Source organism: Halomonas sp. THAF5a (assembly GCF_009363755.1).
Lineage (GTDB): Bacteria > Pseudomonadota > Gammaproteobacteria > Pseudomonadales > Halomonadaceae > Halomonas.
Genome location: NZ_CP045417.1, coordinates 2,052,339 through 2,076,740, shown reverse-complemented (window position 1 = coordinate 2,076,740; position 24,402 = coordinate 2,052,339). Strand labels below are relative to the sequence as shown.

The 24,402-nt window shown below is 72.1% G+C and carries 19 protein-coding genes; 7 read left to right on the top strand and 12 right to left on the bottom strand.

What is annotated here, in order from left to right:
- Positions 1 to 29: 29 nt before the first annotated feature.
- The 7 genes from FIU83_RS09390 to FIU83_RS09360 all read right to left on the bottom strand — a co-directional run bounded on the left by FIU83_RS09390 (position 30) and on the right by FIU83_RS09360 (position 7,512).
- A complete protein-coding gene (locus tag FIU83_RS09390) occupies positions 30 to 1,190 on the bottom strand; it encodes an MFS transporter (RefSeq protein WP_152485313.1) in 1,161 nt (386 codons plus the stop codon).
- A gap of 91 nt (positions 1,191 to 1,281) precedes the next feature.
- Positions 1,282 to 1,809, bottom strand: coding sequence for a hypothetical protein (locus FIU83_RS09385; RefSeq protein WP_152483814.1), 528 nt, complete (start codon positions 1,807 to 1,809; stop codon positions 1,282 to 1,284).
- Between the two features lie 5 nt (positions 1,810 to 1,814).
- A complete protein-coding gene (locus FIU83_RS09380) occupies positions 1,815 to 2,315 on the bottom strand; it encodes a hypothetical protein (RefSeq protein WP_152483813.1) in 501 nt (166 codons plus the stop codon).
- 111 nt (positions 2,316 to 2,426) lie between these two features.
- Entirely contained in the window at positions 2,427 to 3,740 is a 1,314-nt protein-coding gene (locus FIU83_RS09375; protein WP_152483812.1) for a DEAD/DEAH box helicase, read from the bottom strand.
- Positions 3,741 to 3,875: 135 nt separating this feature from the next.
- Complete coding sequence (locus tag FIU83_RS09370; RefSeq protein WP_152483811.1) at positions 3,876 to 4,469, bottom strand: membrane integrity-associated transporter subunit PqiC; 594 nt, start codon at positions 4,467 to 4,469, stop codon at positions 3,876 to 3,878.
- On the bottom strand, positions 4,466 to 6,166 hold the full coding sequence (pqiB, locus tag FIU83_RS09365) for an intermembrane transport protein PqiB (protein WP_152483810.1): 1,701 nt from the start codon (positions 6,164 to 6,166) through the stop codon (positions 4,466 to 4,468). The genes FIU83_RS09370 and pqiB overlap by 4 nt, the downstream gene beginning before the upstream one ends.
- Positions 6,163 to 7,512: a paraquat-inducible protein A gene (locus FIU83_RS09360; RefSeq protein WP_253939422.1), complete on the bottom strand. Its 1,350-nt coding sequence runs from the start codon at positions 7,510 to 7,512 to the stop codon at positions 6,163 to 6,165. Before FIU83_RS09360 ends, pqiB begins: the two co-directional genes overlap by 4 nt.
- 107 nt (positions 7,513 to 7,619) lie before the next feature.
- Between FIU83_RS09360 and FIU83_RS09355 the strand changes: the two genes are divergently transcribed.
- From FIU83_RS09355 to FIU83_RS09330, 6 genes are all read left to right on the top strand, one after another.
- Positions 7,620 to 8,603, top strand: a complete 984-nt coding sequence (locus FIU83_RS09355) for a calcium/sodium antiporter (protein ID WP_152483808.1) — start codon at positions 7,620 to 7,622, stop codon at positions 8,601 to 8,603.
- Between the two features lie 262 nt (positions 8,604 to 8,865).
- Positions 8,866 to 10,275, top strand: coding sequence for a cytochrome ubiquinol oxidase subunit I (locus FIU83_RS09350; protein ID WP_152483807.1), 1,410 nt, complete (start codon positions 8,866 to 8,868; stop codon positions 10,273 to 10,275).
- 3 nt (positions 10,276 to 10,278) lie between these two features.
- On the top strand, positions 10,279 to 11,280 hold the full coding sequence (cydB, locus tag FIU83_RS09345; RefSeq protein WP_152483806.1) for a cytochrome d ubiquinol oxidase subunit II: 1,002 nt from the start codon (positions 10,279 to 10,281) through the stop codon (positions 11,278 to 11,280).
- 1 nt (position 11,281) lies between these two features.
- Entirely contained in the window at positions 11,282 to 12,991 is a 1,710-nt protein-coding gene (gene cydD / locus FIU83_RS09340; protein ID WP_152483805.1) for a thiol reductant ABC exporter subunit CydD, read from the top strand.
- Positions 12,984 to 14,717 (top strand): thiol reductant ABC exporter subunit CydC, encoded by a 1,734-nt coding sequence (gene cydC / locus FIU83_RS09335; RefSeq protein WP_152483804.1) that lies wholly within the window; start codon positions 12,984 to 12,986, stop codon positions 14,715 to 14,717. The genes cydD and cydC overlap by 8 nt, the downstream gene beginning before the upstream one ends.
- Before the next feature lie 27 nt (positions 14,718 to 14,744).
- On the top strand, positions 14,745 to 15,740 hold the full coding sequence (locus tag FIU83_RS09330; protein WP_152483803.1) for an adenosine deaminase: 996 nt from the start codon (positions 14,745 to 14,747) through the stop codon (positions 15,738 to 15,740).
- A gap of 113 nt (positions 15,741 to 15,853) precedes the next feature.
- On the opposite strand, the gene guaD is transcribed toward FIU83_RS09330, so the two are convergent.
- From guaD to xdhA, 4 genes are read right to left on the bottom strand one after another with little or no spacing between them, the layout of a single operon-like run.
- A complete protein-coding gene (gene guaD, locus FIU83_RS09325) occupies positions 15,854 to 17,185 on the bottom strand; it encodes a guanine deaminase (RefSeq protein WP_152485312.1) in 1,332 nt (443 codons plus the stop codon).
- Between the two features lie 17 nt (positions 17,186 to 17,202).
- Complete coding sequence (xdhC, locus tag FIU83_RS09320) at positions 17,203 to 18,165, bottom strand: xanthine dehydrogenase accessory protein XdhC (RefSeq protein WP_152483802.1); 963 nt, start codon at positions 18,163 to 18,165, stop codon at positions 17,203 to 17,205.
- Positions 18,162 to 20,597, bottom strand: a complete 2,436-nt coding sequence (gene xdhB, locus FIU83_RS09315) for a xanthine dehydrogenase molybdopterin binding subunit (protein ID WP_152483801.1) — start codon at positions 20,595 to 20,597, stop codon at positions 18,162 to 18,164. Before xdhB ends, xdhC begins: the two co-directional genes overlap by 4 nt.
- A complete protein-coding gene (gene xdhA, locus FIU83_RS09310; RefSeq protein WP_152483800.1) occupies positions 20,581 to 22,071 on the bottom strand; it encodes a xanthine dehydrogenase small subunit in 1,491 nt (496 codons plus the stop codon). Before xdhA ends, xdhB begins: the two co-directional genes overlap by 17 nt.
- Before the next feature lie 242 nt (positions 22,072 to 22,313).
- Here xdhA and FIU83_RS09305 point away from each other — a divergent pair, with 242 nt between their 5' ends.
- Positions 22,314 to 22,997 carry a TetR/AcrR family transcriptional regulator gene (locus tag FIU83_RS09305; protein WP_152483799.1) on the top strand — a complete coding sequence of 228 codons (684 nt, stop codon included), beginning with the start codon at positions 22,314 to 22,316 and terminating at the stop codon, positions 22,995 to 22,997.
- Here FIU83_RS09305 and FIU83_RS09300 read toward each other — a convergent pair.
- Positions 22,984 to 24,354: an NCS2 family permease gene (locus tag FIU83_RS09300; protein ID WP_152483798.1), complete on the bottom strand. Its 1,371-nt coding sequence runs from the start codon at positions 24,352 to 24,354 to the stop codon at positions 22,984 to 22,986. The two genes, FIU83_RS09305 and FIU83_RS09300, sit on opposite strands and share 14 nt — an antisense overlap.
- Positions 24,355 to 24,402: the final 48 nt, after the last annotated feature.

Genomic DNA, 24,402 nt, shown 5'->3' with positions numbered 1-24,402 from the left:
GCCGCGCTCCGCCGTCTCTCGACTGGAGTCTAGCGGGTGGCGAGCCGTCCCGCGTCGTCGACTTCCAGGCGGCGGTTACGCCCGGCGAACAGCGCGAAGCCCATGCTGACAGCGACGATGCCCAGCAGCAGGCGGGTCACAATGTCGAGCCCGACGTCGAGCTGCAGCATCACGCCGACCGCCAGCGGGCCCAGGGCGGCCAGGGCGTAGCCGCCGCCCTGGGTGAGCCCCGAGAGCTTGCCGGCCAGGCGCGAGGTGGCGGTGCGCAGCACGATCAGGGTGAGCGCCAGGCTGAAGCCGCCGCCCTGGCCGAGGCCCAGCAGCACCGCCCCGGGCCAGCGCCACGCCGCCGGCGCCTGGAGCAGCAGCCAGAAGCCGCCGGCGACCAGGGCCAGCACGATCAGCAGGGCGGGGCGCTGGTCGCGGCCCAGGCGCGCCAGCCAGGGGGCCGCCAGGGCCGAGAGCAGCTGCACCATCACCGAGGCCCCCATCATCCAGCCGGCCTCGGCCTCGCTGTAGCCGCGGGCCATCAGCAGGGTCGGCAGCCAGCCGAAGACGATGTAGGCCAGCGACGACTGGCTGCCCATGAAGAGCATCACCTGCCAGGCCAGCGGCTGGCCGAGCAGCTCGCGAAGAGAGCCGCCGGTCTCGGGGGCGGCCGCGGCGGCGGCGTGGCGCGGCATCAGCCGGCGCCAGGCGACGAGCGCGGCCAGGGCCAGCAGCGTCCAGCTGGCGAGCCCCGCCGACCAGCTGCCCAGGCGATCGGCCAGCGGCACGCTGAGCCCCGCCCCCAGGGCGCCGCCCAGGCAGAGCGCCATGGTGTAGACGCCGGTCATCAGGTCGGCCCCGGCCGGCAGCTCGCGCTTGACCAGCGCCGGCAGCAGGGTGCCGGCCACGCCGATGGCGGCGCCCACCATCAGGGTGCCGCCATAGAGCGCCACCACCGCCGGCACCCCGCGCAGCGCCAGGCCGCCGGCCAGCAGCAGCAGGGCACCGGCGAGGGTGTTCTCGGGGCCGAGACGCCGGGCGAGCCAGGGGGCCAGCGGGGCGAAGGCCCCCAGGCAGAGCACCGGCAGGGTGGTCAGGGCGCCGATGGCCAGCGCCGAGAGCCCGGTCTCCTGCTGGATGCGGGCCAGCAGCGGGGCGAGGCTGGAGAGGGCCGGACGCAGGTTGAGCCCGACCAGTACCATCAGGCCGATGAACACGGCCAGCCGGCGGGCCTCGGGCCGACCGGGCACGGGGCGAGAGGCCTCGGTCTCCCGCACGCCGGGGCCCCGCGCGTTAACGGTGCCTCCCGGGGCGCACCGCCGGTCGATGGGCGCCGCGCGGATCGTCGGGGTCCGGCGGCTCGAGCTCGTTATCGGCCCGGAAGGTGACCGTGCCGGGCGGCGTCGGGGTCTCGGGGTCGACCCTCGCGCGGATGCCCGAGACGTCCTCGCTGCTGATCAGCCCCGCGCCGCCGACGGCGTGTGACGGCTCGGCGACGAGCCGCCCCTCATGGCCCCAGCAGCGCTGGGGTACCTGGCTGACGCGCCACGCGCGATTCTGCCAGTAAGCCTCGCCGGCATCGTCGAGGGTCAGCGCCTCGAGCGGGACCAGGGCCGCGAACAGCCGCGCGTTAAAGACCAGCCCGCCGCCGGCCATGTGCACCGCGCCGTCGTACTCGCCGCGGGCGAGCGCGTCGAGCACCTGTTTGGGCCTGGCCTCGGGCGGGAGTTCGGCCTGGCCGCACAGGTGCAGCAGATCGGGGTCGATCTGCTTGATCACCCAGACCCGGACGGGGGACTTGCCGAACAGCTTCTTGAACATGCCCGCTACACCATATGGCGGCGCAGGTCGCCGCGCACCGTGTCCAGCAGGGTGATGAAGCGCGTGTCGCGGCCGCCGTCGGTGCGATCGACGCGCACCACGCTGCTCATGCCGCGTTCGATGTTGAGCTGGTCGAAGATCTCGAGGGTCAGCTTCTCGGCCGGCTGGCTGCCCGGTTCGATGCGCCCCGAGGGGAGGGTGAAGGTGGTCAGCAGGGTGGCACGCACCCGGGTGGAGCCGCCTTCGGCCAGCACGCGGCGCACGAACAGCCAGCCCTCGCAGGCCAGCGCCGTGTCGCCGTGGTCGCGCAGGAAGAGGGTGCGATAGCAGGCGCCCTCGCCGGCGCCCTTCTCGGCCATGCTGCGGTAGGCCTCGGTCATGCGTGTGGCCGAGGCCCTGGCCTCCTCGAGGCGCTGGCTCGCCGCCTGGTGTTCGCGGTCGAGCCGGGCCTGGTGCTGGAAGCTCAGCCAGCGCCGGTAGTCGCGGATCAGGGTCGTGTCATCCATGGGGTCAACCTGACGTGGAGAGTGGACGGGAGCGGTCGAGGGTGCGGCGCCCGGCGGACTACATTCGCATATCATGATGCAGTCCGCCAGGCGGGTCCGTCGCGCCGGCGATCAGGCCTGGCGGGAGCCGCCGCGGCCGCCACGTCCGCCGCGGCGACGCCGCGGGGCGCGAGCCTCGTCACCGCCGCGGCGCTGGCCCTCGGCCTGGCCCTGGCGGCGCTGCCCCTGCCCGCCGCGACCGCCACCGCCGCGCTTGCCGCGGCCGTTCTCGATCGGCTCGGGCTTGGCGTTGGGGTCGGGTTCGAAGCCGGGCTCGATGCGCTTCTCGAGGTCGCGCTTGATCAGCCGCTCGATGCCCTTGAGCAGGCCGTGCTCGTCGACGCAGACCAGCGACACCGCCTTGCCCTCGCTGCCGGCGCGGCCGGTGCGGCCGATGCGGTGCACGTAGTCTTCGGCCACGTTGGGCAGTTCGAAGTTGACCACGTGGGGCAGCTCCTCGATGTCCAGGCCGCGGGCGGCGATATCGGTGGCCACCAGCACCTGCAGGTCGCCGGTCTTGAAGGCGGCCAGCGCCCGGGTGCGCGCCGACTGGCTCTTGTTGCCGTGGATCGCCATGGCCGGGATGTCCTGCTTGGAGAGCTGCTCGGCCAGGCGGTTGGCACCGTGCTTGGTGCGGGTGAACACCAGCACCTGCTGCCAGTCGTGGCGGGTGATCAGGTGCGCCAGCAGGTCGCGCTTCTTCTCGCGGTCGACGCGGTAGATCGCCTGATCGACGGTCTCGGCGGTGGTGTTGCGGCGCGCCACCTCGATCATCGCCGGGTCGTCGAGCAGCTTGTTGGCGAGCGCCTGGATCTCGCTGGAGAAGGTCGCCGAGAACAGCAGGTTCTGGCGCTTCTCTGGCAGCACGCGCAGGATCTTCTTGATGTCGTGGATGAAGCCCATGTCGAGCATGCGGTCGGCTTCGTCGAGCACCAGGATCTCGACCTTCGAGAGGTCGACGTGCTTCTGTTGCTGCAGGTCGAGCAGGCGGCCCGGGGTGGCCACCAGCACGTCGAGGCCCTTGCGGATGGCGTCGACCTGGGGCTGCTGGCCGACCCCACCGAAGATCACGTGGGAGGAGAGGGTCAGGTGGCGGCCGTAGTCGGCCACGCTCTCGCCCACCTGGGCGGCGAGCTCGCGGGTCGGGGTCAGCACCAGGGCGCGGATCTGGCGCGGGGCCGGGCGCGGGCCGTCGGCGAGGCGCTGCAGCATCGGCAGGGTGAAGCCGGCGGTCTTGCCGGTGCCGGTCTGGGCGCTGGCCAGCAGGTCACCGCCCTTGAGGACGGCGGGAATCGCCTGGTGCTGGATCGGGGTCGGGGTGCTGTAGCCCTGTGCCTCGACGGCACGGAGCAGTTCGGCACGCAGGCCGAGGTCGGAAAAGGTCATGCGGTCTCCGCAGAGACGCCCTGGTCGCGCCGCATCGCGTCGATGCGGTCAGTCCCTGGCCAGGGCGTGGAAAAGGAATCGCGGCAGGTGGGACCAACGATCGCCGCGTGGCAGCAGTATGCCACAGCGGATGGCTCAGCGCAGCCGTTTGATTTCGCCGGCAATCTCGTCGACCGCCCGGTTCCAGCCACGCCCCAGGGCGCGCACCAGGGCCGGATAGCCGTCCCGGGCCAGGGGGACCTCGACCGAGAAGGGGGAGAGCGCCTGCAGGTTGCCCTCGGCGTCCCGCAGCTGCCACTGGCCCGCCACCACGGCCCGGCCATCGAAGCGGCCCTGGAAGTGGTCGACCGTCAGCCGCAGGGTGGCGGCGTCCTCCCGGGGCTCGCCGGCGGTCTCGCCCAGGACCCGGGTGTCCGGCAGGCGGGCCGCCAGGCGTGCCGTGAGGCGACGCTCGAGCTGGAGCCCCAGGGGCTCGGCCCAGCGATGCCGGTTCGCCTCGTTGACGGTGATGTCGTCGAGCTGCAGCACCAGGCCGTCGACCGCCAGGAAGCGCGCCAGGCTCGGCCGGGCGACGACCAGGCGGTGCTCGGCCTCGCCGTCGGCCGAAAGGGCGGGAGCCGCCAGGGCGTCGTCCGGCAGGGTGTAGCGATTGGCCGGCGGGGCGTCGGTGGCGCAGCCGGCCAGCCACAGCGTGGCCAGGCCGGCGGCGAGGGCCTTGATCGGGGTCATGGCGAGCTTCCTTGCGGGGTGGCGGTCGGCGCCCGGGGAATCGGGTCCTCGGTGTCCAGGCGATCGAAGAGCAGGGCGCTGGGGTTGTCGCGCAGGGTGCGCGCGGTGGGCTGCAGGTCGCGCATCAGCCGCTCGAGCTGCTCGAGGCTCGTGCTGACGTCCTGGTAGGCGCGAGACTGGGGCGAGACGCCGTCGAGGGTGGCGCGCAGCGACTCGAGGGTGGCGTTGAGGGTGTCGGGCAGCTCCCGCAGGCCGGGCTCCTCGACCAGGTCGCGCACGCTCGCGGTGAGCGACTGCACCTCCGCGAGGGTGGCCTCGGAGGCCGCGAGGTTGCGGTCGAGCCCGGCGAGCAGCGACTCGAGCTCCAGGCCGTTGAGCTTGTCGAGCAGGGCCGTCACCTGGGCCTGGATCTGGGCCAGGCCGCTGGAGGTCGTGGGGAAGACGGTGCGCTCGGCGAAGGTCTCGGCAACATGGTCGACCTCCGGTTCTCCCGTCTCGCCTCGCTGGAAGTTGAGATCGACGAACAGCGCCCCGGTGAGCAGGCTGCCGCTCTTCAGCGAGGCCGTGAGTCCCAGGCCGAAGAGCCGCTCGAAGCGCGTTCGCCACTGCTCGAGGTCCAGTGACTCGGCGTTGACGCCCAGGCGCTGGGGCTCGATGCGGATCAGCACCGGGATGGCGAAGTTGTCCCGGGCGTCGGGCTGAGGGGCGGTGAACTGCCAGGGCACGGCGGCCACGGTGCCGACTCGCACGCCGCGAAACTCCACCGGCGCGCCCCTGGCGAGGCCGCGTACGGTGTCCTCGATCAGCAGCACGTACTCCAGGTAGCGGCTGAAGGTCCCCTGGCGGGCGCTCTCCTCGTCGGCATAGAGGGTGAAGGTGGTGTCCGGCTCCACCGGCCGGCCCTGGGGGAGGTCCTCGGGCACGCCGAAGGTGACGCCGCCGCCGATCAGCGACTCCACGGAGTCGATGTTGACCCGAAAGCCCTCGGAGTCGAGGCGCAGGTCGACGCCGCTGGCCGCCCAGAAGCGGGTGCCGTCGGTGACCAGCTCGTGATAGGGGCTCTCGATGAAGAGGCGGTGGTGCATGCGCCGGGTGGTGCCGTCGAAGCTGGCCTCCTCGACGCGGCCGACGGTGAGGCCCTGGAAGGTGACCGGGTCGCCGACGCTCGGCGCGTTGCCGAGCTGGCTGATCAGGTTGATGCGCAGTCCCTCGGCGCCGGCCGGGGAGACCGGCGGCTGGTCGCTGACCTCGAACTCCCGGGCGTCGATCTCGCTCTGGCCCGGCTCGAGCTGGATGTAGGCGCCGGAGAGCACCGTGCCCAGGCCGCTGATCCCCTCGCGTCCGATGCGCGGCTTGACCACCCAGAAGCGGCTGTCCTCGACCAGCATGTCGTCGGTGTCGGGGCTCATGCGGGCGGTGATCACCGCCCGGCTCAGGTCCTCGGAGAGATGCACCCGCTCGACCCGCCCGACCTCGACGTTGCGGGTCTTGATCAGGGTGTTGCCGGCCTCGATCCCCTCGGCGCTGTCGGTCACCAGGGTGATCTCGGGGCCGCGGCTGCGGTAGTTGTCGAACACCAGCCAGGCACCGATCAGGATGGCCACGAGGGGCACGATCCAGATCGGCGACAGCCGGGCCTGGGGCGTGGCGCGGGCGCGGTGCCGATCGCGCTCGGGCGTAGCGGGAGTCTCGGTCATGGCGTCGGTCCTTGGACGGGGCGGGCATCGTGCGGCAGCGGCGCGTCCCAGAGCAGGCGGGGGTCGAAGGTCATGGCGGCGAGCATGGTGAGGACCACCACGGCGCCGAAGGCCAGGGCGGCGGGGCCGGGGGTGATCGACAGCAGGGCGCCGGCGCGGATCAGCGCCACCAGGATCGCCACCACGAAGACGTCGACCATCGACCAGCGCCCGATGAACTCGGTGAGGCGGTAGAGCCGCGTGCGGGTCGCCGCGTTGAGATCGTCGCTGCGCTTCACCACCATGCAGAGCCAGGCCAGGGCCACCAGCTTGCCCACCGGCACGATCACGCTGGCGACGAAGATCACCACCGCCACCGGCCAGGAGCCCATCTGCAGCAGCTGCACCACGCCGCCGATGATGGTGGAGGGGCTGTCGTGGCCGAGGCTGGTGGTGGTCATGATCGGATAGAGGTTGGCCGGCAGGTACATCAGGGTGGCGGCGGCCAGCAGCGCCCAGGTGCGCTGCAGGCTGTCGGGCTTGCGGGCGTGCAGGGGCTCGCTGCAGCGGCGGCAGCGGCCACGCCCGGCGGCATCCAGGCGATTGACCAGGCCGCAGGTGGCACAGCCGGCCAGCCCCTGGGGCGCGGCAGCCTCGCCGGTGCGTGCGCCCTCCGGGGCCAGGGGCTCGCCGGCCAGGGAGAACCACATCCAGTCGGCGTCCAGCGACTGGGTGGTCAGCAGCAGCAGCAGGGCGAAGGCGCAGAAGGCCCAGAAGGAGATGCCGAGCCCCACCTCGGCCATGCCGGCGATCTTGATCAGGCTCACCAGGGCCCCGACGATGAAGACGTCGGCCATCATCCAGGGATGCAGGTGGGCGAGCGAGCGGGCGATGCTGCGGCTCGCCGGCAGCGGGTCCCCCCGCAAGAGCCCGGCCTGGAGCCACACCACGCCCACCAGGTAGACGGCGGGCAGCACGCCGATGGTCAGCACCACCGCGATCGCCACCAGCGGCTGGTGAAAGCCGATCAGGGTGGTGGCGGTCTGGGTCAGCTCGATGCGATTGCCGATGCCGCTGACGGTGAAGCTGATGAAGGGAAACGAGACGGCCAGGGCCAGGGCGACCAGCGAGGCGAGCGCGAGCGCCATGCTGCGCTGGGCCGGCCGGTGGTGGCGGGTGGCGAGCACGTGGCCGCAGCGCGGGCACTCCGCCTTCTCGCCGCCGTGCAGCGGTGGCAGGGCCGTCATCCAGTCACACTCGTGGCAGGCCCGCAGCCGGCGCCGCGAGGTGCGCGTCTCCGGCGGCGAGCGATCCACCAGCGGGGTGCCCCGGGGCAGGGCGGGGGCGCGTAGAACGGGCCTGGGCACGAGGATGGGGGTCTCCTGTCGATGAAGCTTCACCGGAAAGTGTGTCACGTTGACGCGGGGGGCACCATAGTCAAACATGCACGCCTGAATGTACCCGAGGTGATGACATGATAGTGCCCGCGATGGCGGTGGTGGCAGGCCTGGTCCTGCTGGTGTGGAGCGCCGAGCGCTTCGTCGACGGCGCCGCGGCGACCTCGGCGCGACTGGGGCTCTCGCCGTTGCTGATCGGCATGCTGGTGATAGGCTTCGGCACCTCGGCCCCGGAGCTGGTGGTCTCGGCCCTGGCCGCCAGCCAGGGCAATCCCGGCCTGGCGCTGGGCAACGCCTACGGCTCCAACATCGCCAACATCGGCCTGATCCTGGGGCTGGTGGCCCTGATCTCGCCGTTGGCGGTGCACTCCGGCGTGGTGCGCCGCGAGCTGCCGGTGCTGGGGGCGGTCACCCTGGGCTCCGCCGCGCTGCTGTGGGGCGGGGTGATCGACCGTCTCGAGGGCATGCTGCTGCTGGGGCTGCTGGCCGCCTTCATCGGCTACAGCATCTATCTGGGCCTGCGCCAGGGGAGCGACGTGCTGGGTACCGAGGCCGAGGAGAGCCTGGAGGCGCATCCCATGTCGCTCAAGGCCGGGCTGGCCTGGACCGGCATCGGCCTGGTACTGCTGGTGGCAAGCTCCCGGGTGCTGGTGTGGGGGGCGGTGGCCATCGCCCAGGGCTTCGGCGTCAGCGACCTGGTGATCGGCCTGACGGTGGTCGCCATCGGCACCTCGCTGCCGGAACTCGCCTCCTCGATCAGCGCCCTGCGCCGCGGTGAGCACGACCTGGTGCTCGGCAACGTGGTGGGCTCGAATCTCTTCAACACCCTCGGGGTGGTGGGGCTCGCCGCGGTGATCGCGCCCATCCAGGCCGGCGGCGAGGTGCTGCTGCGCGACTGGAGCCTGATGACGCTGATGACCGCGATGATGGCGCTCTTCGCCATCGGCTGGCGAGGCCGGCCGGGGCGCCTCAATCGCCTCGAGGGGGCGGGGCTGCTGGCGATGTTCCTCGGCTACACCGCCTACATGGTCAGCCTGGTGGTCGGGGGCGGCGCGCCCTGAGGCGCGGGCTGCGACAACACGACACGGTGCATCGTGCCGAACGCTCTCCCGCGGGACGAGTCCGAGGGGTAAGATAGGAGGGCGATTTCGGGAATAAGGTCATTCGATCTTGTTATTCCTGCTGGCACGGCCAGACAGGGATATCCAGCGACCGTTCCCCGAACGACCCGAATGCGGCAGGGCGCCAGCGCCCCACGCACAAGAGCACGCCCAGTGCCCGACGCATCCCGTAACCACGACCCGCAGGAACGAGGAGTGCCTCATGGAACTGGACCCCCTGCTGCTATCGAGGCTGCAGTTCGCCTTCGTGGTGGCCTTTCACGCCATCTTCCCGGTGTTCACCATCGGTCTGGCGTCCTACATCGCCCTGCTCAACGGGCTCTTCTACAGGACCGAGAATCCCGCCTGGGATCGCCTGGCGCTGTTCTGGACCAAGGTCTTCGCCGTGGTCTTCGGCATGGGCGTGGTCTCGGGCATCGTCATGTCCTTCCAGTTCGGCACCAACTGGAGCAACTTCTCCCTGGCGGCGTCGAACTTCCTCGGTCCGGTACTGAGCTACGAGGTGGTCACGGCCTTCTTCCTGGAGGCGGCCTTCCTCGGGGTGCTGCTGTTCGGCCGCGGCAAGGTGCCCCAGGGCGTGCACCTCTTCGCCGCCATCATGGTCGCGATCGGCACCTTCATCTCGTCGTTCTGGATCCTCTCGGCCAACAGCTGGATGCAGACCCCGGCCGGCGTCGAGCTGATCGACGGGCGCTTCCACGTCACCGACTGGAGCGCGGCGATCTTCAACCCCTCCTTCCCGTATCGCTTCACCCACATGGTGCTGGCGTCGTTCCTCACCGGCGGCTTCGTGGTGGCCGGGGTCAGCGCCTGGTACCTGCTGATCGGCCGCGACCGCGAGGCCAACCGCAAGGCGCTCTCCATGTGCCTGTGGCTGCTGCTGGTGCTGGCGCCGACCCAGGCGGTGGTGGGGGACTTCCACGGCCTCAACACCCTGGAGCACCAGCCGACCAAGGTGGCCGCCATGGAGGGTAACTGGGAGCGCAGCGCGAACACGCCGCTGCTGCTGTTCGCCTGGCCGGACCAGCAGGCCCAGGAGAACCGCTTCGAGATCGGCATTCCCGGGCTGGCCAGCCTGATCCTGACCCACCATGTCGATGGCGAGGTGCCGGGCATCAGCGAGGTGCCGCCCGAGGAGCAGCCGCCGGTATGGATCGTCTTCTGGTCATTCCGGATCATGGTGGCCCTGGGCCTTGCCATGATCGGTGCCGCGCTGGCCGGCCTCTGGCTGCGCCGCGGCGGACGGGTCTACGAGCATCGCGGCTTCCTGCAGCTGATGCGCGTGATGACCGTGACCCCCTTCATTGCGGTGCTGGCCGGCTGGGTGGTCACCGAGGCCGGGCGCGCGCCCTGGGTGGTCTACGGCCTGATGAGCCACGCCGAGGCGCTGACGCCCTCGCTGACCGGTGGCATGGCGCTGTTCACGCTGGTCGGCTACATGGCCGTCTACGCGGTGGTCTTCCTCTGCGGCGTCTACTACCTCACCCGGGTGGTGCGCCAGGGCATGCTGCCCGAGCCCGCCCACGACGATGAGGTCGAGCGGCCCAAGCGCCCGCTGTCGGCCGCCCACGTGCCCTTCGAGGACGCCTCCAGCCAACCGGGAAGGAGCTGAACCATGGCCATGTTCGACCTGAGTCTCATCTGGGCCCTGATCATCGGCTTCGGGGTGATGATGTACGTGCTGATGGACGGCTTCGACCTGGGCGTGGGGATCCTCTTCCCCTTCGCCCCGGACGAGACCTCCCGGGACGTGATGATGAACACCGTGGCGCCGGTCTGGGACGGCAACGAGACCTGGCTGGTACTCGGCGGGGCGGGGCTCCTCGGCGCCTTCCCGCTGGTCTACTCGGTGTTCCTGCCGGCGCTCTATCTCGGCGTCTTCCTGATGCTCGCCGGGCTGATCTTCCGCGGCATCGCCTTCGAGTTCCGCTTCAAGTCCCACCGCAACCGCCACTGGTGGAACCGCGCCTTCTGCTGGGGGTCCGCGGTGGCGGCCTTCGCCCAGGGCGTGGTGGTGGGCGCCTACATCCAGGGCTTCCCCGTCGAGGACTTCGTCTACGTCGGCGGCCCCTTCGACTGGCTGTCGCCCTTCAGCGTGCTCACCGGCCTCGGCCTGATGGCCGGCTACGCGCTGCTCGGCGCCACCTGGCTGATCCTGAAGACCGAGGGGGCGCTCCAGGAGTGGGCCTACCGGCTCGCGCCGCGGCTGCTGCTGGCGGTGCTCGGGGTGTTCGTGATCATCAGCCTCTGGACGCCCTTCGTGGACGACGCCGTGCGCGAGCGCTGGTTCGGCCACCTGCAGCTGATCTGGATCTTCCCGGCCCTGGCGCTCGCCTGTGCGGGCCTCCTGTGGCGCGCCGTGCGCCAGCGCCGCGAGGGGCAGCCCTTCATCGCCACCCTGGGGCTCTTCCTCTTCACCTACCTGGGGCTCGTGGTGAGCAAGTGGCCGGTCATCGTGCCGCCGGACTACACCATCTGGGACGCCGCTTCCGACCCGGGCTCCCAGCTCTTCCTGCTGATCGGCGTGCTGTTCGTGATTCCCATCGTGCTGGTCTATACCGCCTGGTCCTACTGGGTCTTCCGCGGCAAGGTCCGCCCCGGCGAGGGCTATCACTGAGGTGACGGCCGAGACGCGGACCGCGGACGCCACGCCGGGGCCGGCGGCCCGGGCGTGGCTCGCCCGGCTCGCCGCCGGCGAGCGGCGCCTCCACGCCCTGGCGCTGCTCGCCGGCATCGCGGTCGGGGTCGCGACCATCGTCCAGATGACGCTGCTCGCCGCGCTGGTCAGCGCCCTGCTGGTCGACGACCGCGCGCTTGGCGAGCTCGTCCCCTGGCTCGTGGGCCTGGCGGCCACGCTTGGCCTGCGGGCGCTGGCCCAGTGGGGCCAGGAGGTGGCCGGCCAGGCGGCGAGCCTGGGCGTTCGCCGCCGGGCACGCGCCGAGCTGCTCGATCACCTGGAGCGCCTGGGGCCGGTGCGCCTCACCGGCCATCACGGCGCGGGGCTCGCCCAGCGCCTGGTCGACCAGGTCGAGGCCCTGGACGGCTATGTCGCCCGCTACCGCCCCCAGCAGGCGCTGGCGGTGGCGGTGCCGCTGATGATCCTCGTCGTGGTCGCCTGGCTCGACTGGCTGGCCGCGCTCTTCCTGCTGATCGCCGCCCCGCTGATCCCGCTCTTCATGGCCCTGGTCGGCATGGGCGCCGAGCGGCTCAACCGCGAGCAGTTCGTGGCCGTGGCGCGCCTGGCCGGGCACTTCATCGACCGGGTGCGCGGCATCACCACGCTGCAACTCTTCGGGCGCACCGCCCGGGCCACCCGGGAGGTGGAGGCGGTGGCCGACGACTACCGGCGGCGCAGCATGCGCACCCTGCGCCTGGCCTTCCTCTCCTCGGCGGTGCTGGAGTTCTTCTCCTCGGTGGCCATCGCCGTGGTGGCGATCTACGTGGGCTTCGGTCTGCTGGGCTATATCGCGTACGGGCCCGCGGACGAGCTGACGCTCTTCACCGGCCTGCTGGTGCTGCTGCTGGCGCCGGAGTTCTTCCAGCCGCTGCGAAGCCTCGCCCAGCACTATCATGACCGGGCCGCGGCCCTGGGCGCCGCCGCGGGCCTGGTGACGCTGCTCCAGGAGACGCCCGAGGCCGGGCGCGGCGGCGATGAGGCCGCGGATGCCCCGCCGCTCCCCGCGTCGCCCGGCCTGCTGGTCGAGCTCGAGGGCGTGACCCTCGCCCACGCCGGTCGCGGCCGGGTGCTCGGGCCGCTGGACCTTCGCCTGGCGCGCGGCGAGACGCTGGTGGTGACCGGGCCCTCCGGCGCCGGCAAGTCGAGCCTGCTGCAGCTGCTGGCGGGCTTTCTCGCCCCGAGCGGGGGCGAGCGGCGCCAGGCCGCCGACGCTCGCTTCGCCTGGCTCGACCAGCGCCCGCTGATCGTCCAGGGGAGCCTCGCCGACAACCTGCGCCTGGCCGCGCCCGAGGCCAGCGACGACCAGCTGCGCGAGGCGCTCGCCCAGGCCGGGCTCGCCGCGCTGCTCGAGCGCCTGCCCGACGGGCTCGAGACGCCGCTCGGCGAGCGCGGCGAGGGGCTCTCCGGCGGCCAGGTGCAGCGCCTGGCGCTGGCCCGGGTGTTTCTCTCGCCGGCGCCGCTGGTGCTGCTCGACGAGCCGACCGCGAGCCTGGACGCCCGGACCGAGGCGAGGGTGATCGAGGCCCTGGCGCGGCTGGCCGACGAGGGGCGCACCCTGGTCATCGCCACCCACCATCCGGCGCTGGTGGCGCTGGCCGATCGCCGGCTGGCGCTCGAGGCCGACTCCGTCCCGGAGGCCGTCGATGCCTGACGCGAAGAATGCCTCGCTGATCGCCACCCTGCGCCCCTGGTGGCGGCTGCTCGATCGCCGTCGCGGCCGGCTGCTCGCCGGCGCCGGCCTGCTGCTGCTCACCGTGGCCGCGGGGATCGGCCTGCTGGCGCTCTCGGGCTGGTTCATCACCGCCACGGCATTGACCGGCCTGGCGCTTGCCGCCGGGCTCGCGGCGGGCCTGGATGTCTACGTGCCCGGCGGCGGGATCCGCTTCTTCGCCGTGACCCGCACCGTCGCGCGCTACGTCGAGCGGCTCTACAACCACGACACCGTGCTGCGCCTGCTGGCCGACCTGCGCGGCCGGCTGTTCGCCGTGCTGGCCGGCCTCGACGGGCGCACCCTGTCGCGGCGCCGGGCCAGCGACTGGCTCGATCGCCTCACCGCCGACATCGATACCCTGGACGGCCTCTACCTGCGCCTCGTAGCCCCGGCCGGCGTGGCGCTGCTGGCGCTCCTGGCGCTCTCGGGACTGCTGGCCCTGTGGCTGCCACGGGCCGGGCTCGTCGCCCTCGTGATGCTGCTGACGGCCTGGCTATGGCTGACGGCGGGCCAGGCGCGGCGGGGCATGGCGGCGAGTCGCGGCCAGGTCGAGGCCCTCGAGGCCCTGCGCGGCCGGCTGCTCGAGCACCTGGGCGGGCTCGCCGAGCTCGAGGCCTACGGCAGCCTGGGGCCGCATCGCGCGCGGCTCGACGCCATCGAGCGACGCCTGCAGGCCGCACAGTGGTGCCTGGCCCGGGTCGCGGCCCTGGGCTCTGCCCTGGCGGGGCTGGCCGTCGGCGCCACCTGGTTCGCGGTGCTGGTGACGGCGGCGCTGGCCTGGGAGGCCGGCGCGCTCTCCGGCCCGGTGATGGTGCTGATGCCGCTGTCGGTGATGGCGCTCAACGAGGCGCTGGCCGCGCTGCCCATGGCCTTCACCCGGCTCGGCGCGACCCTGGCCGCCGCCGAGCGGCTCAACGCCCTGGAGGCCGCCCGTCCCCCGAGCGATGTCGTGCCGACGCAGGCGCCGTCCCGGGGCCCCTTCGGCGTCGTCTTCGAGGGGGTCGACCTGCACTATCCCGGCGCGCTGCAGCCGGCGCTCTCGGGGCTGTCGCTCTCGCTGCCGGCGGGCCGGCGACTCGCGCTGTGCGGCGCCTCCGGGGCTGGCAAGTCGAGCGTGGCCCAGCTCTTGACGCGCCAGCTCGCGCCGAGCGCCGGGCGGATCACCTTGGGCGGCACGCCCGTCGAGGCCATCGACGAGGCGGCGCTGCGCGAGCGGGTGGCCTGCCTGACCCAGCGGGTGGAGCTCTTCGACGACAGCCTCGCCGCCAACCTGCGCCTGGGCGATGCCGAGGCGGACGAGGCGCGGCTGTGGAGAGTGCTGTCGATGGTCGAACTCGCCGGCTGGGCGCGGGCGCTGCCCGAGGGCCTCGCGACTCGGGTGGGCGAGGGCGGCCGTCGTCTCTCCGGCGGCCAGGCCCGGCGCGTCGGCCTGGCCCGGCTGCTGCTGCGCGAGCCGGACCTGGTGATACTCGACGAGCCCTTCGCCGGGCTGGATGCGCCCACCGCGGCGCGCCTGGCCGCGCGGCTCGACGAGTGGCTGGCCGGACGCAGCGTCGTCTACCTGGTGCACCAGCTCGGCGAGGCGGTCGATCCGCCGGGTATCGATGTCGCCCTGACCCTGCGCGAGGGAGTGCTTGGCACGGATGGCCAGGATGTTTCAGGATAGGACCGATGATTCCTCATGAGGTGTGCCATGCGTGACTTCCTCCGGCGCCTGCCCAAGGCCGAACTCCACCTGCACATCGAGGGCTCGCTGGAGCCCGAGCTGATGTTCTCCCTGGCCGAGCGCAACGGCATCCGCCTGCCCTATGGCTCCGTGGAGGAGGTGCGCGCGGCCTACGACTTCTCCGACCTGCAGTCCTTCCTCGATCTCTACTACCAGGGAATGAGCGTGCTGCGCACCGCCGAGGACTTCCATGACCTCGCCATGGACTACTTCCGTCGCGCCAGCGCCGAGGGTGTCGTGCACGTCGAGATGCACGTCGATCCCCAGGCGCACCTGGCGCGCGGCATCGAGCTGCCGGTGGTGATGGAGGGGCTCTCCAGGGCGCGGCGTGAGGCCTGGCGGGAGCTCGGGATGTCCAGCGCGCTGATCCTGGCCTTCCTGCGCGACCGCCCGGCCGAGGAGGCCATGCAGCTGCTGGAGAGCGCCGCCCCCTACTGGGAGATGCTCGATGCCGTGGGCCTGGACAGCGCCGAGCAGGGCAATCCGCCGTCGAAGTTCGCCGCGGTGTTCGCCCATGCCCGGGAGCTCGGCATTCCCCGGGTGGCCCATGCCGGGGAGGAGGGGCCGCCGGCCTACATCCGCGAGGCGCTGGACCTGCTGGACGTCTGCCGCGTCGATCACGGCGTGCGCTGCCTGGAGGACCCGGCGCTGGTGACCCGGCTGCGCGACGAGCAGATCGTGCTCACCGTCTGCCCGCTCTCCAACGTGCGCCTGCGCGTGGTCGAGCAGATGGCCGACCACCCGCTGCCGCGGCTGCTGGAAGCGGGCCTGACGCTGACGCTGAACTCCGACGATCCCGCCTACTTCGGCGGCGGCATGCTGGAGAACTTCGCGGCCTGCCACGAGGCCTTCGGCTGGTCGAAGGAGACCTTCACGGGGCTCGCCCGCAACGCCCTCGAGGCCGCCTTCATGAGCGACGAGCGCCGCCAGGCGCTGCTGGAGCGGCTCGACGAGACGCGCTGAGGGCGCGCTGGCCCTCGCCGGCGCCTGACCCCACACCGATGCAGAGACCCCCGGCCTCGCCGGGGGTCTTTGCATAGTGGGTGACGTCTGCCTCGGCGGGGCCCGCCAAGGGGTCAGCCGGGCGCCGGGGCATCGCGGCGATGCACGCGCTGTCCGCCGCTCCAGGTCTCGGCCACGGTGCGGTCGTCGCCGAGCATCATCAGCGCGAAGAGCGTCTCGGCGAGGCGCTGGCTTCTGGCCGTGCGCCGGGCCATCAGCGGGGTGGCGGCGGGGTCGAGCACCACCAGGTCCGCCTCCATGCCGGGCGCGAGGCGCCCGACGCGGTCGTCCAGGGAGAGCGCCCGGGCGTTGCCGAGGGTCAGCCCGTAGAAGCCCTGCCAGGCGGTCAGCGGCTGGCCGCGCAGCTGGCCGACCTGGTAGGCCGCCTTGAGGGTGGCCAGTCCCGAGAGGTCGGTGCCGCCGCCCACGTCGCTGGCGTAGCTCACGGCGAGGCCGGCCTCCCGGGCGGCGAGGCGATCGAACAGGCCGCTGCCCAGGAACATGTTGGAGCTCGGGCAGAAGGCCAGGTTGGCGCCCCGCGCCGCCAGCCGTTCGCGCATCTCCTGGTCGAGGTGGATGCCGTGGGCGAAGGTGCTGCGCGGGCCCACGAGGCCCGAGCGCTCGTAGACCTCGAGGTAGTCGCGACTCTCGGGGAAGAGCTCCGCCACCCAGTCGAGCTCGCCGGTGTTCTCGGCGAGGTGCGTCTGCAGCCAAAGGCTTGGGTCGGTGCGCAGGAGCCCGCCGTTGGCATCGAGCTGCGCCCGGGTGGAGGTGGGCGCGAAGCGCGGCGTCAGGCTGTAGCCGAGCCGGTCCCGGCCATGCCAGTCGGCGATCAGCCGCTCGCTGTCGCGGATGCCGCCCCGGGTGTCGTCGCAGAGCGCCTCGGGGGCGTGGCGGTCCATCAGCACCTTGCCGGCGAGCATGCGCAGGCCGCGCTCGCGACAGGCGCTGAAGAAGGCGTCCACCGAGACCGGGTGGCTCGAGCAGAACACCTGGGCGGTGGTGGTGCCGACCCGCAGCATCTCGTCGAGGAAGGCCGCCGACTGAATCCGGGCGTGCTCGTGGGCGGCGAAGCGGCACTCCTCGGGGAAGGTGTAGTCGTTGAGCCAGTCGAGCAGCTGGCGGCCCCAGGAGGCCATGATCTCGAGCTGCACATAGTGCACGTGGCTGTCGATGAAGCCGGGCACGATCAGCTTGCCGCGATGGTCGACCACCTCGATGCCCTCGGGCAGCTCGGGGGCCAGCCGCGCCCAGGGCTCCATGGCGCGGATGCGGCCGTTCTCGATCCAGAGGGCGCCATCCTCGAGATGGCGTACGCTCCCCGCGGCGGGGGTGTCGCCCTCGCCGGGGTCGGCATCGAAGCTCAGCAGGTCGGCGCGCAGCACGCGCGAGTCGTTGTGGGTCATCTCGTCAGGGCTCATCGTTATTCGTTACACCGGGGCTGACCCGGGGGTAGGCCTGCGAGGATCTTCGGCCTCTCCCCGGCGCCCCTGGTCTTTTCCTGTTGGTGGGGCTCATCGGTGAGCATGCTGCGCAGCTTGGCCGGGTCGAGGCCGCGCTGATCGCCTCGCTCGGGCGACTCGACCAGCGGCAGCAGCTCGGCGATGGCGGCCAGCGCGATGGCGTAGGGCGTCTTGTCGCCGCCCGTGCCGCCGGCCGCCGTGCCGATGGGGCAGCGCACTTGGGCGAGCGCCGCCTCGCCGTGGCCTGCCTCGCCCAGCCGGCGGCGAAAGCTCGCCCACTTGCTGCGCGAACCGATCAGCCCCAGCGATCCCGTGTCGCCGCGGGCGAGCAGGGCGTCCACCAGGGCGCGGTCCTCGGCGTGATCGTGGGTCAGCACCAGGGCGTGGGCCCCCGGTGGCAGGGCGGCCACGGCCGCGGCCGGATCGGGCGCCGGGCGACACTCGAGGCGCGGCATCTCGGCGGCCCACTCGGGGAAGGCGCCGTCGCGGCTGTCGTGCCACAGCAGCCGCCAGGGCAGCGGGGCGGCCAGGCGCACCAGCGCCTGGCCCACGTGGCCGGCGCCGAAGATCGCGAGCGTCGCGGCGCTGCCGGGGAAGACCTCGAGCAGCACGTTGACGAAGCCGCCGCAGCACTGGCCGCTGCGCCCGCTCAGGGAGAAGGCCTCCAGGCTCATGCCGGCCTCGACCCGGCCGTCGACGCCGGCCAGGCGGCCGCGGGCGGCCTCGATGGTCTGCCACTCGAAGGTGCCGCCGCCCAGGGTGTCATAGACGGCGTTCTCCGTGATCACCATGCGCGCGCCGGGCTCCCGGGGCGTGGAGCCGGCGCTGGTGACCTGGGTCGCCAGCACGTGGGGCCGCCCCTCGCGCTGCAGGCGGTGCAGGGCGGCGTGCCAGCTCTCCGCCTGGCTCTCCGCGGCGCTCATGCGGGCGCCTCCTGGCCGAGCGGCCGCTCGGCGTGGCGGGCGCGCAGCGCCTCGGCGGCCATCAGCACCCGCTCCGGGGTGGCCGGGGTGTCGAGCGCCGGGCTGACCCGGTAGTCGGCGAGGCTCGCCAGGGCGTCGCGCAGCGCCGACCACACAGAGATGGCCAGCATGAAGGGCGGCTCGCCCACCGCCTTGGAGCGGTAGATGCTGGCCTGGGAGTTGGGGTGCCCCTCGAGGAGCGCGACGTTGAAGGTCTCGGGCAGGTCGCCGAAGGCCGGGATCTTGTAGGTGGCGGGGCCGTCGGTCACGAGCCGGCCGGCGTCGTTCCACTTGAGCTCCTCGCTGGTCAGCCAGCCCATGCCCTGGACGAAGGCGCCCTCGACCTGGCCGATGTCGATGGCCGGGTTCAGGGAGTCGCCGACGTCGTGGAGGATATCGGCGCGGCTGACCCGGTACTCGCCGGAGAGGGTGTCGACCTCCACCTCGGCGACCGCCGCCCCGTAGGCGTAGTAGTAGAAGGGGCGGCCGCGGCCGGTGGCGCGGTCATAGTGGATCAGCGGGGTGGCGTAGAAGCCCTTCTCGGAGAGCGAGACCCGGCCCAGGTAGGCCGCCTGGATGAGCTCGCCCCAGGGGATGCGCGTCTCGGCCTCGCCGATGCCGGCCACCAGGTGGCCATCCTCCAGGCGCATGCTCTCGCGGTCGAGCCCGCCGGCCTCGCGATCGAAGTGGCCCGCGGCGAAGTCGAACAGCCGCTCGCGCAGCTTGCTGGCGGCGTCCCGGGCGGCCTGGCCGTTGAGGTCGGCGCCGCTGGAGGCGGCGGTGGGCGAGGTGTTGGGCACCTTGTCGGTGCGGGTGGCGGTGATGCGTACCCGCTCGAGGTCGAGGCCGAGCTCCCGGGCCACCACCTGGCACACCTTGGTGTGCAGGCCCTGGCCCATCTCGGTGCCGCCGTGGTTGATCATCACGCTGCCGTCGGTATAGACGAGCAGCAGGGCGCCGGCCTGGTTGAGGTGCTGGACGGTGAAGGAGATGCCGAACTTCACCGGCGTCAGCGCCAGGCCCCGCTTGATGATCGGGCTTGTCGCATTGAAGGCGGTGATCTCGCGCCGGCGCGCCCAGTAGTCGCTGCTCGCCTCGAGCCGGGACACGATGTCCTGCAGCAGTGAGAGCTGTTCGACCCGCTGGCCGTAGTGGGTGACGTCGCGATCCGGACGATAGAGGTTGCGCTGGCGGATGGTCAGCGGGTCCTCGCCCAGGTGCCGGGCGATGTCGTCCATGGCCCGCTCGATGATCATCATGCCCTGGGGGCCGCCGAAGCCGCGAAAGGCGGTGTTGGAGGCGGTATGGGTGCGGGCGCGCTGGCCGGTGACCCGGGCGGCGCCCAGCGAGTAGGCGTTGTCGGCGTGGAACATGGCGCGATCGACGATGGCGTCCGACAGGTCCGGCGAGTAGCCGCAGTCGCCGATCACCGTGATCTCGCCGCCGGTGAGCACGCCGCGCTCATCGACGCCGAGCCGGTAGCGGTTGTGGAAGGGGTGGCGCTTGCCGGTGGCGCGGGTGTCCTCGGCGCGGGGCAGGCGCACCTTGGCGGCCCGGCCGGTGCGCCGGGCGACGAGGGCGGCGATGCATGCCCAGGGCGAGGCCTGGGTCTCCTTGCCGCCGAAGCCGCCGCCCATGCGCCGGGTCTCCATGGTCACCGCATGGAAGGGGATGCCGAGCACCTCGGCGACCAGCTTCTGGGTCTCGCTGGGGTGCTGGTTGGAGGTGTAGACCATCACCCCCTCGTCCTCGGTGGGCTGGGCGAGGCAGGCCTGGCCCTCCAGGTAGAAGTGTTCCTGGCCGCCGACGAACTGCTCGCCCTCCAGCACGTGGGCCGCCTCGTGCAGCGCCCGCTGCCAGTCGCCGCGCTCGTGGGTGTGGGGCGGGCGCACGAACTCCTCGCGCTCGGCGGCCGCCACCGGGTCGAGGCAGGCCGGCTGCTCGTCGATCTCGACCACCGCGGCCTTGACCGCGAGGCGCGCGGCGCGGTAGCTCTCGGCGGCCACGGCGAACAGGCACTGGCCGACGTAGCTGACCTCGTCATCGGCGAACAGCGGGTCGCCGGGAAAGACCGGGCCGATGTCGGTGTGGCCGGGCACGTCGGCGAGCGTGATCACGTCCACCACGCCGGGGGCGGCCTTGACCTTCTCGAGGTCGAGGCGAGTCAGCCGGCCGTGGGCCACCGGCGAGAGGCCCGGCACCACGTGCAGGCAGTCCCGCGGCACCGGCAGGTCGTCGATATAGGCGGCCCGGCCGGTGACGTGCTTGACGGCGCTCTCGTGGGCGCGGGAGTGGCCGGCGCCGCCCCGGGCCGCGACGGTCTCGCGGGCCAGCGGCGCGTCGCCCTGGTTCCGCCGTGAGGTGTCTTGGGGAATGTCAGTGAGCGTACGCATCGAGGGTCACCTGGGTCGCGGGAGGGGTGTCGTCGGCAGTGGCATGGTCGGCGGCGATCATCAGCCGCAGCCGCTCGAGCAGGTTGCCGGCGGCGAGGCGGCGGTACTCGGCGCTGCCGCGCACGTCGCTCATCGGCGTGAGCTCATCGGCCAGCGCCTGGCGGGCGGCGGCGAAGGCCGCGGCATCGGGGACGCGCCCCTCCAGGGCGGCCTCGGCGGCCGGGGCCCGGCGCGGGATCGCCGCCATGCCGCCGAAGGCCAGGTGGACGTCGCGCATCCGGCCCTCCTCCAGGCGCCAGGCGAAGGCGCCCAGCACCGCGGAGATGTCGTCCTCGCGCCGCTTGGAGAGCTTCCACACCTTGAGATGCTGACCGTCGGCGGGCCGGGGCAGGAAGATCGCGGCGATCAACTCGTCCTCGGCCAGCGCCGTCTGCCGGTAGTCGAGGAAGAAGTTGGCGAGGGGCAGTTCGCGGCTGCCGCGCGGGCCGTCCAGGCGCAGCCGGGCGTCCAGGGCCAGCAGCACCGGCGGGGTGTCGCCGATGGGCGAGGCGTTGGCGATATTGCCGCCCAGGGTCGCGCGGTGGCGGATCTGGGACGAGGCGAAGCGGTGCAGCAGGTGCTCGAAGGCCGGATAGGGCGCGGCGAGCAGCGGCATCAGCCGGGCCAGGGGCACGGCGGCGCCGATCCACCAGCCCTCGGTGGTTTCCTCGATGGCATTCAGCTCGGCGACCCGGCGCACGTCGATCAGATCGTCCAGCGCCTCGAGCCGCTGGGTGGTCTCGAGCCACAGGTCGGTGGCGCCGGCGACCAGGCGGGCCTGGGGCCGCTCGGCCCGGAGCCGGCGCAGTGCCTCGAGGGTCCGCGGGGCGGCGTAGCGGCCGGCCTCGGCGGCGGATTGGCTATCGGCGTGTTGGTCATCGGCGCGATGGCCGAGCGTGGCGTCGGTGAGCCAGGCTGGGTCGACCGGCGGGTAGTCGCCCATGGTAAGCGCCGCATCGCGGATCGGCCGGTAGCCGGTGCAGCGGCAGAGATTGCCGCCGAGCGCCTCCTCCAGGCGTTCCTGGGTGAGCGGGGGCGGGGGCACTTCACCACCCCGGCGCTGGCCCTCGTAGAGGGTGAAGAGCGACATCACGATGCCCGGGGTGCAGAAGCCGCACTGGCTGGCGTGGCAGTCGACCATCGCCGCCTGGGCGGGGTGCAGCCGCTCGCCCTCGGCCAGCCCCTCCACGGTCACCAGGTGACAGCCCTGGAGCTGGTGGGCCGGGGTGATGCAGGCGTTGGCGCTGCGGTAGACGAGCTCGCCGGCGGCGTCCGGCTCTCCAATGGCCACGGTGCAGGCACCGCAGTCGCCGGAGGCGCAGCCCTCCTTGGTGCCGGTCTGGCCGAGGGTCGTGCGCAGCAGTTCGAGCACGCTCTCGTCGGCGCGCACGTCGGCACAGCGCTGGCGCCGGCCGTTGAGGTGGAAGTCGATCATGGTCGGCTCCGTTGTGGTTGTCATGGCCGAAGCAGCAGGGGATACCTTAATTCTTGACCAGATGGTCAGCTTTGGCAAGTCCTGGCGCGGCTTTTCCTTTTCTGCCCTCCAGGGCGTCGGACCTCCTCGCCGACTTGCCTTCGGTCTTTCCCTGGCGACGTTATCCCATGCCGAATTGCCTGGTGGGCGCCGCTCAGGCAAGCTCAGGCCCGACACGTCCCGGTCGACAGCAGCGAGGGCCCATGGCCAAGGCACAACACCCCAGCGAGCAGGAAGGCGGCGCCATCCGTCGGCGCAACGAGCAGGCGATCCTGGCGGCGGCCGAGCGGGTCTTCGCCCGGCACGGCTATCGGGGGGCGAGCCTCCAGGCGATCGCCGAGGCGGCGGGCCTGCCGAAGTCCAATGTCCTCTACTACATGGGCAGCAAGCGCACGCTCTATGTGCGCCTGCTGGAGCGGATGATGGAGCGCTGGAACGCCATGCTCGACGATATCTCCGCCGAGGACGATCCGGCCGAGGTGCTGGCCGCCTTCATCCGCTCCAAGATGCAGATGTCGCGCCGCCACCCCGAGGGCTCGCGGCTCTTCGCCAGCGAGATCCTCGGCGGGGCGCCCTTCCTGCAGGAGTACCTCCGCGGCGAGCTGCGCGACTGGGTGCAGAGCCGCGCCGCGGTGTTTCGCGAGTGGGCCGACCGGGGCCTGATGGACCCGGTCGACCCGGTCTGGCTGATCTTCTTGATCTGGTCCTCCACCCAGCACTACGCCGACTTCGAGGCCCAGGTGCTGGGCATCACCGGCCGCGAGGCGCTCGACGACGCCGACCTGGAGCAGATCACCGGCTTCCTGACCCGGGTGGTCATCAAGGGCTGCGGGGTGAAGCACCCCGCCGCCCGCGACCGGGCCCCGGCCTCCCTCACTGGGCGGTGAGCAGCATCAGCACCGAGAGCGCCGCGGAGACCCACATCGCCGGCTTGATCTCATGGATCCGCCCGGTGGCGGCCTTGATCAGCACGAAGCTCGTGAAGCCGAAGGCGATCCCTAAGGTGATCGAGTAGGTCAGCGGCATCAGGATGATCGCCAGGAAGGCGGGCAGCGCCTGGTCGACGTGGGCCCAGTCGATCTTGGCGATGGGCGCCATCATGAAGAGCCCCACCAGCACCAGCGCCGGGGCGGTGGCGATGCCGGGCACCAGCGACAGCAGCGGCGAGAGGAACAGGAAGGGCAGGAAGAGCAGGGCGATGACCACGGCCACCAGGCCCGTGCGCCCGCCCTGGGCGACGCCGGCGCCGGACTCGATGAAGGTCTGGGCGGCGCTGGTGCCGAGCGGTGCGGCGATCATCGAGGCGAAGGCGTCCACCGTCATCGAGCGCTGGAGGTTGCGCGGGTTGCCGTCCTCGTCCTTGAGGTCCGCCGACTCCGAGAGCGCCATGAAGCAGGAGAGGGCGTCGAAGAAGTTGGTGAAGAGCATCACGAAGATGAACGGCAGGTAGGCGACCTTGAGTGCGCCGAGGATATCGACCTTCATCACCGCGCTGAAGTCGGGCCAGGCGGCCAGGCCGTTCCAGGCCACCATCACCTCCTCGCCCCACAGTCGGCCCATGGGCGCGGCGAGCAGGGTGGTCAGGGCGATGCCCATGATCAGGGCGCCGTTGAAGCGCAGGATCACGAACACCCCGGTGGCCACCAGGCCGAGGAAGAAGGTGGCGAGGCTCGCGTCCATGGCGCCGAGGGTCACCAGGGTGGCGTCGCTGCCGACGATGAAACCGGCGTTCTGCAGGCCGATGAAGGTGATGAAGAGCCCGATGCCGCAGGTGATGGCGTAGCGCAGCGACAGCGGGATCGCCTCGATGATCGCCCGGCGCACGTTGAACATCGCCAGCACCGCGAACATCACCCCGGACCAGAAGACGCAGCCCAGCGCCACCTCCCAGCTGAGGCCGGCACCCAGCACCAGGGTGTAGGTGAAGAGCGCGTTCATGCCCATGCCCGGTGCCACCAGGATGGGGTTGCGGGCATAGAGCCCCATGGTCAGGCTGCTCAGGAAGCTGATCAGCACCGTGGCCGAGAGCGCCGCGGAGAAGGGGATGCCGGCGTCGGAGAGCACCGCCGGGTTGACCACGATGATGTACATCCCGGCCAGGAAGGTGGCGATGCCGGCCAGAAGCTCGGTCTTGAGCGTCGAGCCGCGGCGGCTGACGCCGAACCAGCGATCCAGGCGCGACAGGCCGTCGCCGGAGGCCGAGGGCGCGCGCCCCTCGGCGCGGGTCGGGGAGGTGGGTTGCATACCGGAACCTATTGTTGTTGTGTACGAGGATTCGACGCTGACACTTCC

What these genes read in the sequence shown, in the direction of transcription:
- FIU83_RS09390 (WP_152485313.1), bottom strand. Translation starts at nt 1,190, where the DNA reads ATGGTACTGGTCGGGCTCAACCTGCGTCCGGCCCTCTCCAGCCTCGCC.
- FIU83_RS09385 (WP_152483814.1), bottom strand. Translation starts at nt 1,809, where the DNA reads ATGTTCAAGAAGCTGTTCGGCAAGTCCCCCGTCCGGGTCTGGGTGATC.
- FIU83_RS09380 (WP_152483813.1), bottom strand. Translation starts at nt 2,315, where the DNA reads ATGGATGACACGACCCTGATCCGCGACTACCGGCGCTGGCTGAGCTTC.
- FIU83_RS09375 (WP_152483812.1), bottom strand. Translation starts at nt 3,740, where the DNA reads ATGACCTTTTCCGACCTCGGCCTGCGTGCCGAACTGCTCCGTGCCGTC.
- FIU83_RS09370 (WP_152483811.1), bottom strand. Translation starts at nt 4,469, where the DNA reads ATGACCCCGATCAAGGCCCTCGCCGCCGGCCTGGCCACGCTGTGGCTG.
- pqiB (WP_152483810.1), bottom strand. Translation starts at nt 6,166, where the DNA reads ATGACCGAGACTCCCGCTACGCCCGAGCGCGATCGGCACCGCGCCCGC.
- FIU83_RS09355 (WP_152483808.1), top strand. Translation starts at nt 7,620, where the DNA reads ATGATAGTGCCCGCGATGGCGGTGGTGGCAGGCCTGGTCCTGCTGGTG.
- FIU83_RS09350 (WP_152483807.1), top strand. Translation starts at nt 8,866, where the DNA reads ATGGAACTGGACCCCCTGCTGCTATCGAGGCTGCAGTTCGCCTTCGTG.
- cydB (WP_152483806.1), top strand. Translation starts at nt 10,279, where the DNA reads ATGGCCATGTTCGACCTGAGTCTCATCTGGGCCCTGATCATCGGCTTC.
- cydC (WP_152483804.1), top strand. Translation starts at nt 12,984, where the DNA reads ATGCCTGACGCGAAGAATGCCTCGCTGATCGCCACCCTGCGCCCCTGG.
- FIU83_RS09330 (WP_152483803.1), top strand. Translation starts at nt 14,745, where the DNA reads ATGCGTGACTTCCTCCGGCGCCTGCCCAAGGCCGAACTCCACCTGCAC.
- guaD (WP_152485312.1), bottom strand. Translation starts at nt 17,185, where the DNA reads ATGACCCACAACGACTCGCGCGTGCTGCGCGCCGACCTGCTGAGCTTC.
- xdhC (WP_152483802.1), bottom strand. Translation starts at nt 18,165, where the DNA reads ATGAGCGCCGCGGAGAGCCAGGCGGAGAGCTGGCACGCCGCCCTGCAC.
- xdhB (WP_152483801.1), bottom strand. Translation starts at nt 20,597, where the DNA reads ATGCGTACGCTCACTGACATTCCCCAAGACACCTCACGGCGGAACCAG.
- xdhA (WP_152483800.1), bottom strand. Translation starts at nt 22,071, where the DNA reads ATGATCGACTTCCACCTCAACGGCCGGCGCCAGCGCTGTGCCGACGTG.
- FIU83_RS09305 (WP_152483799.1), top strand. Translation starts at nt 22,314, where the DNA reads ATGGCCAAGGCACAACACCCCAGCGAGCAGGAAGGCGGCGCCATCCGT.
- FIU83_RS09300 (WP_152483798.1), bottom strand. Translation starts at nt 24,354, where the DNA reads ATGCAACCCACCTCCCCGACCCGCGCCGAGGGGCGCGCGCCCTCGGCC.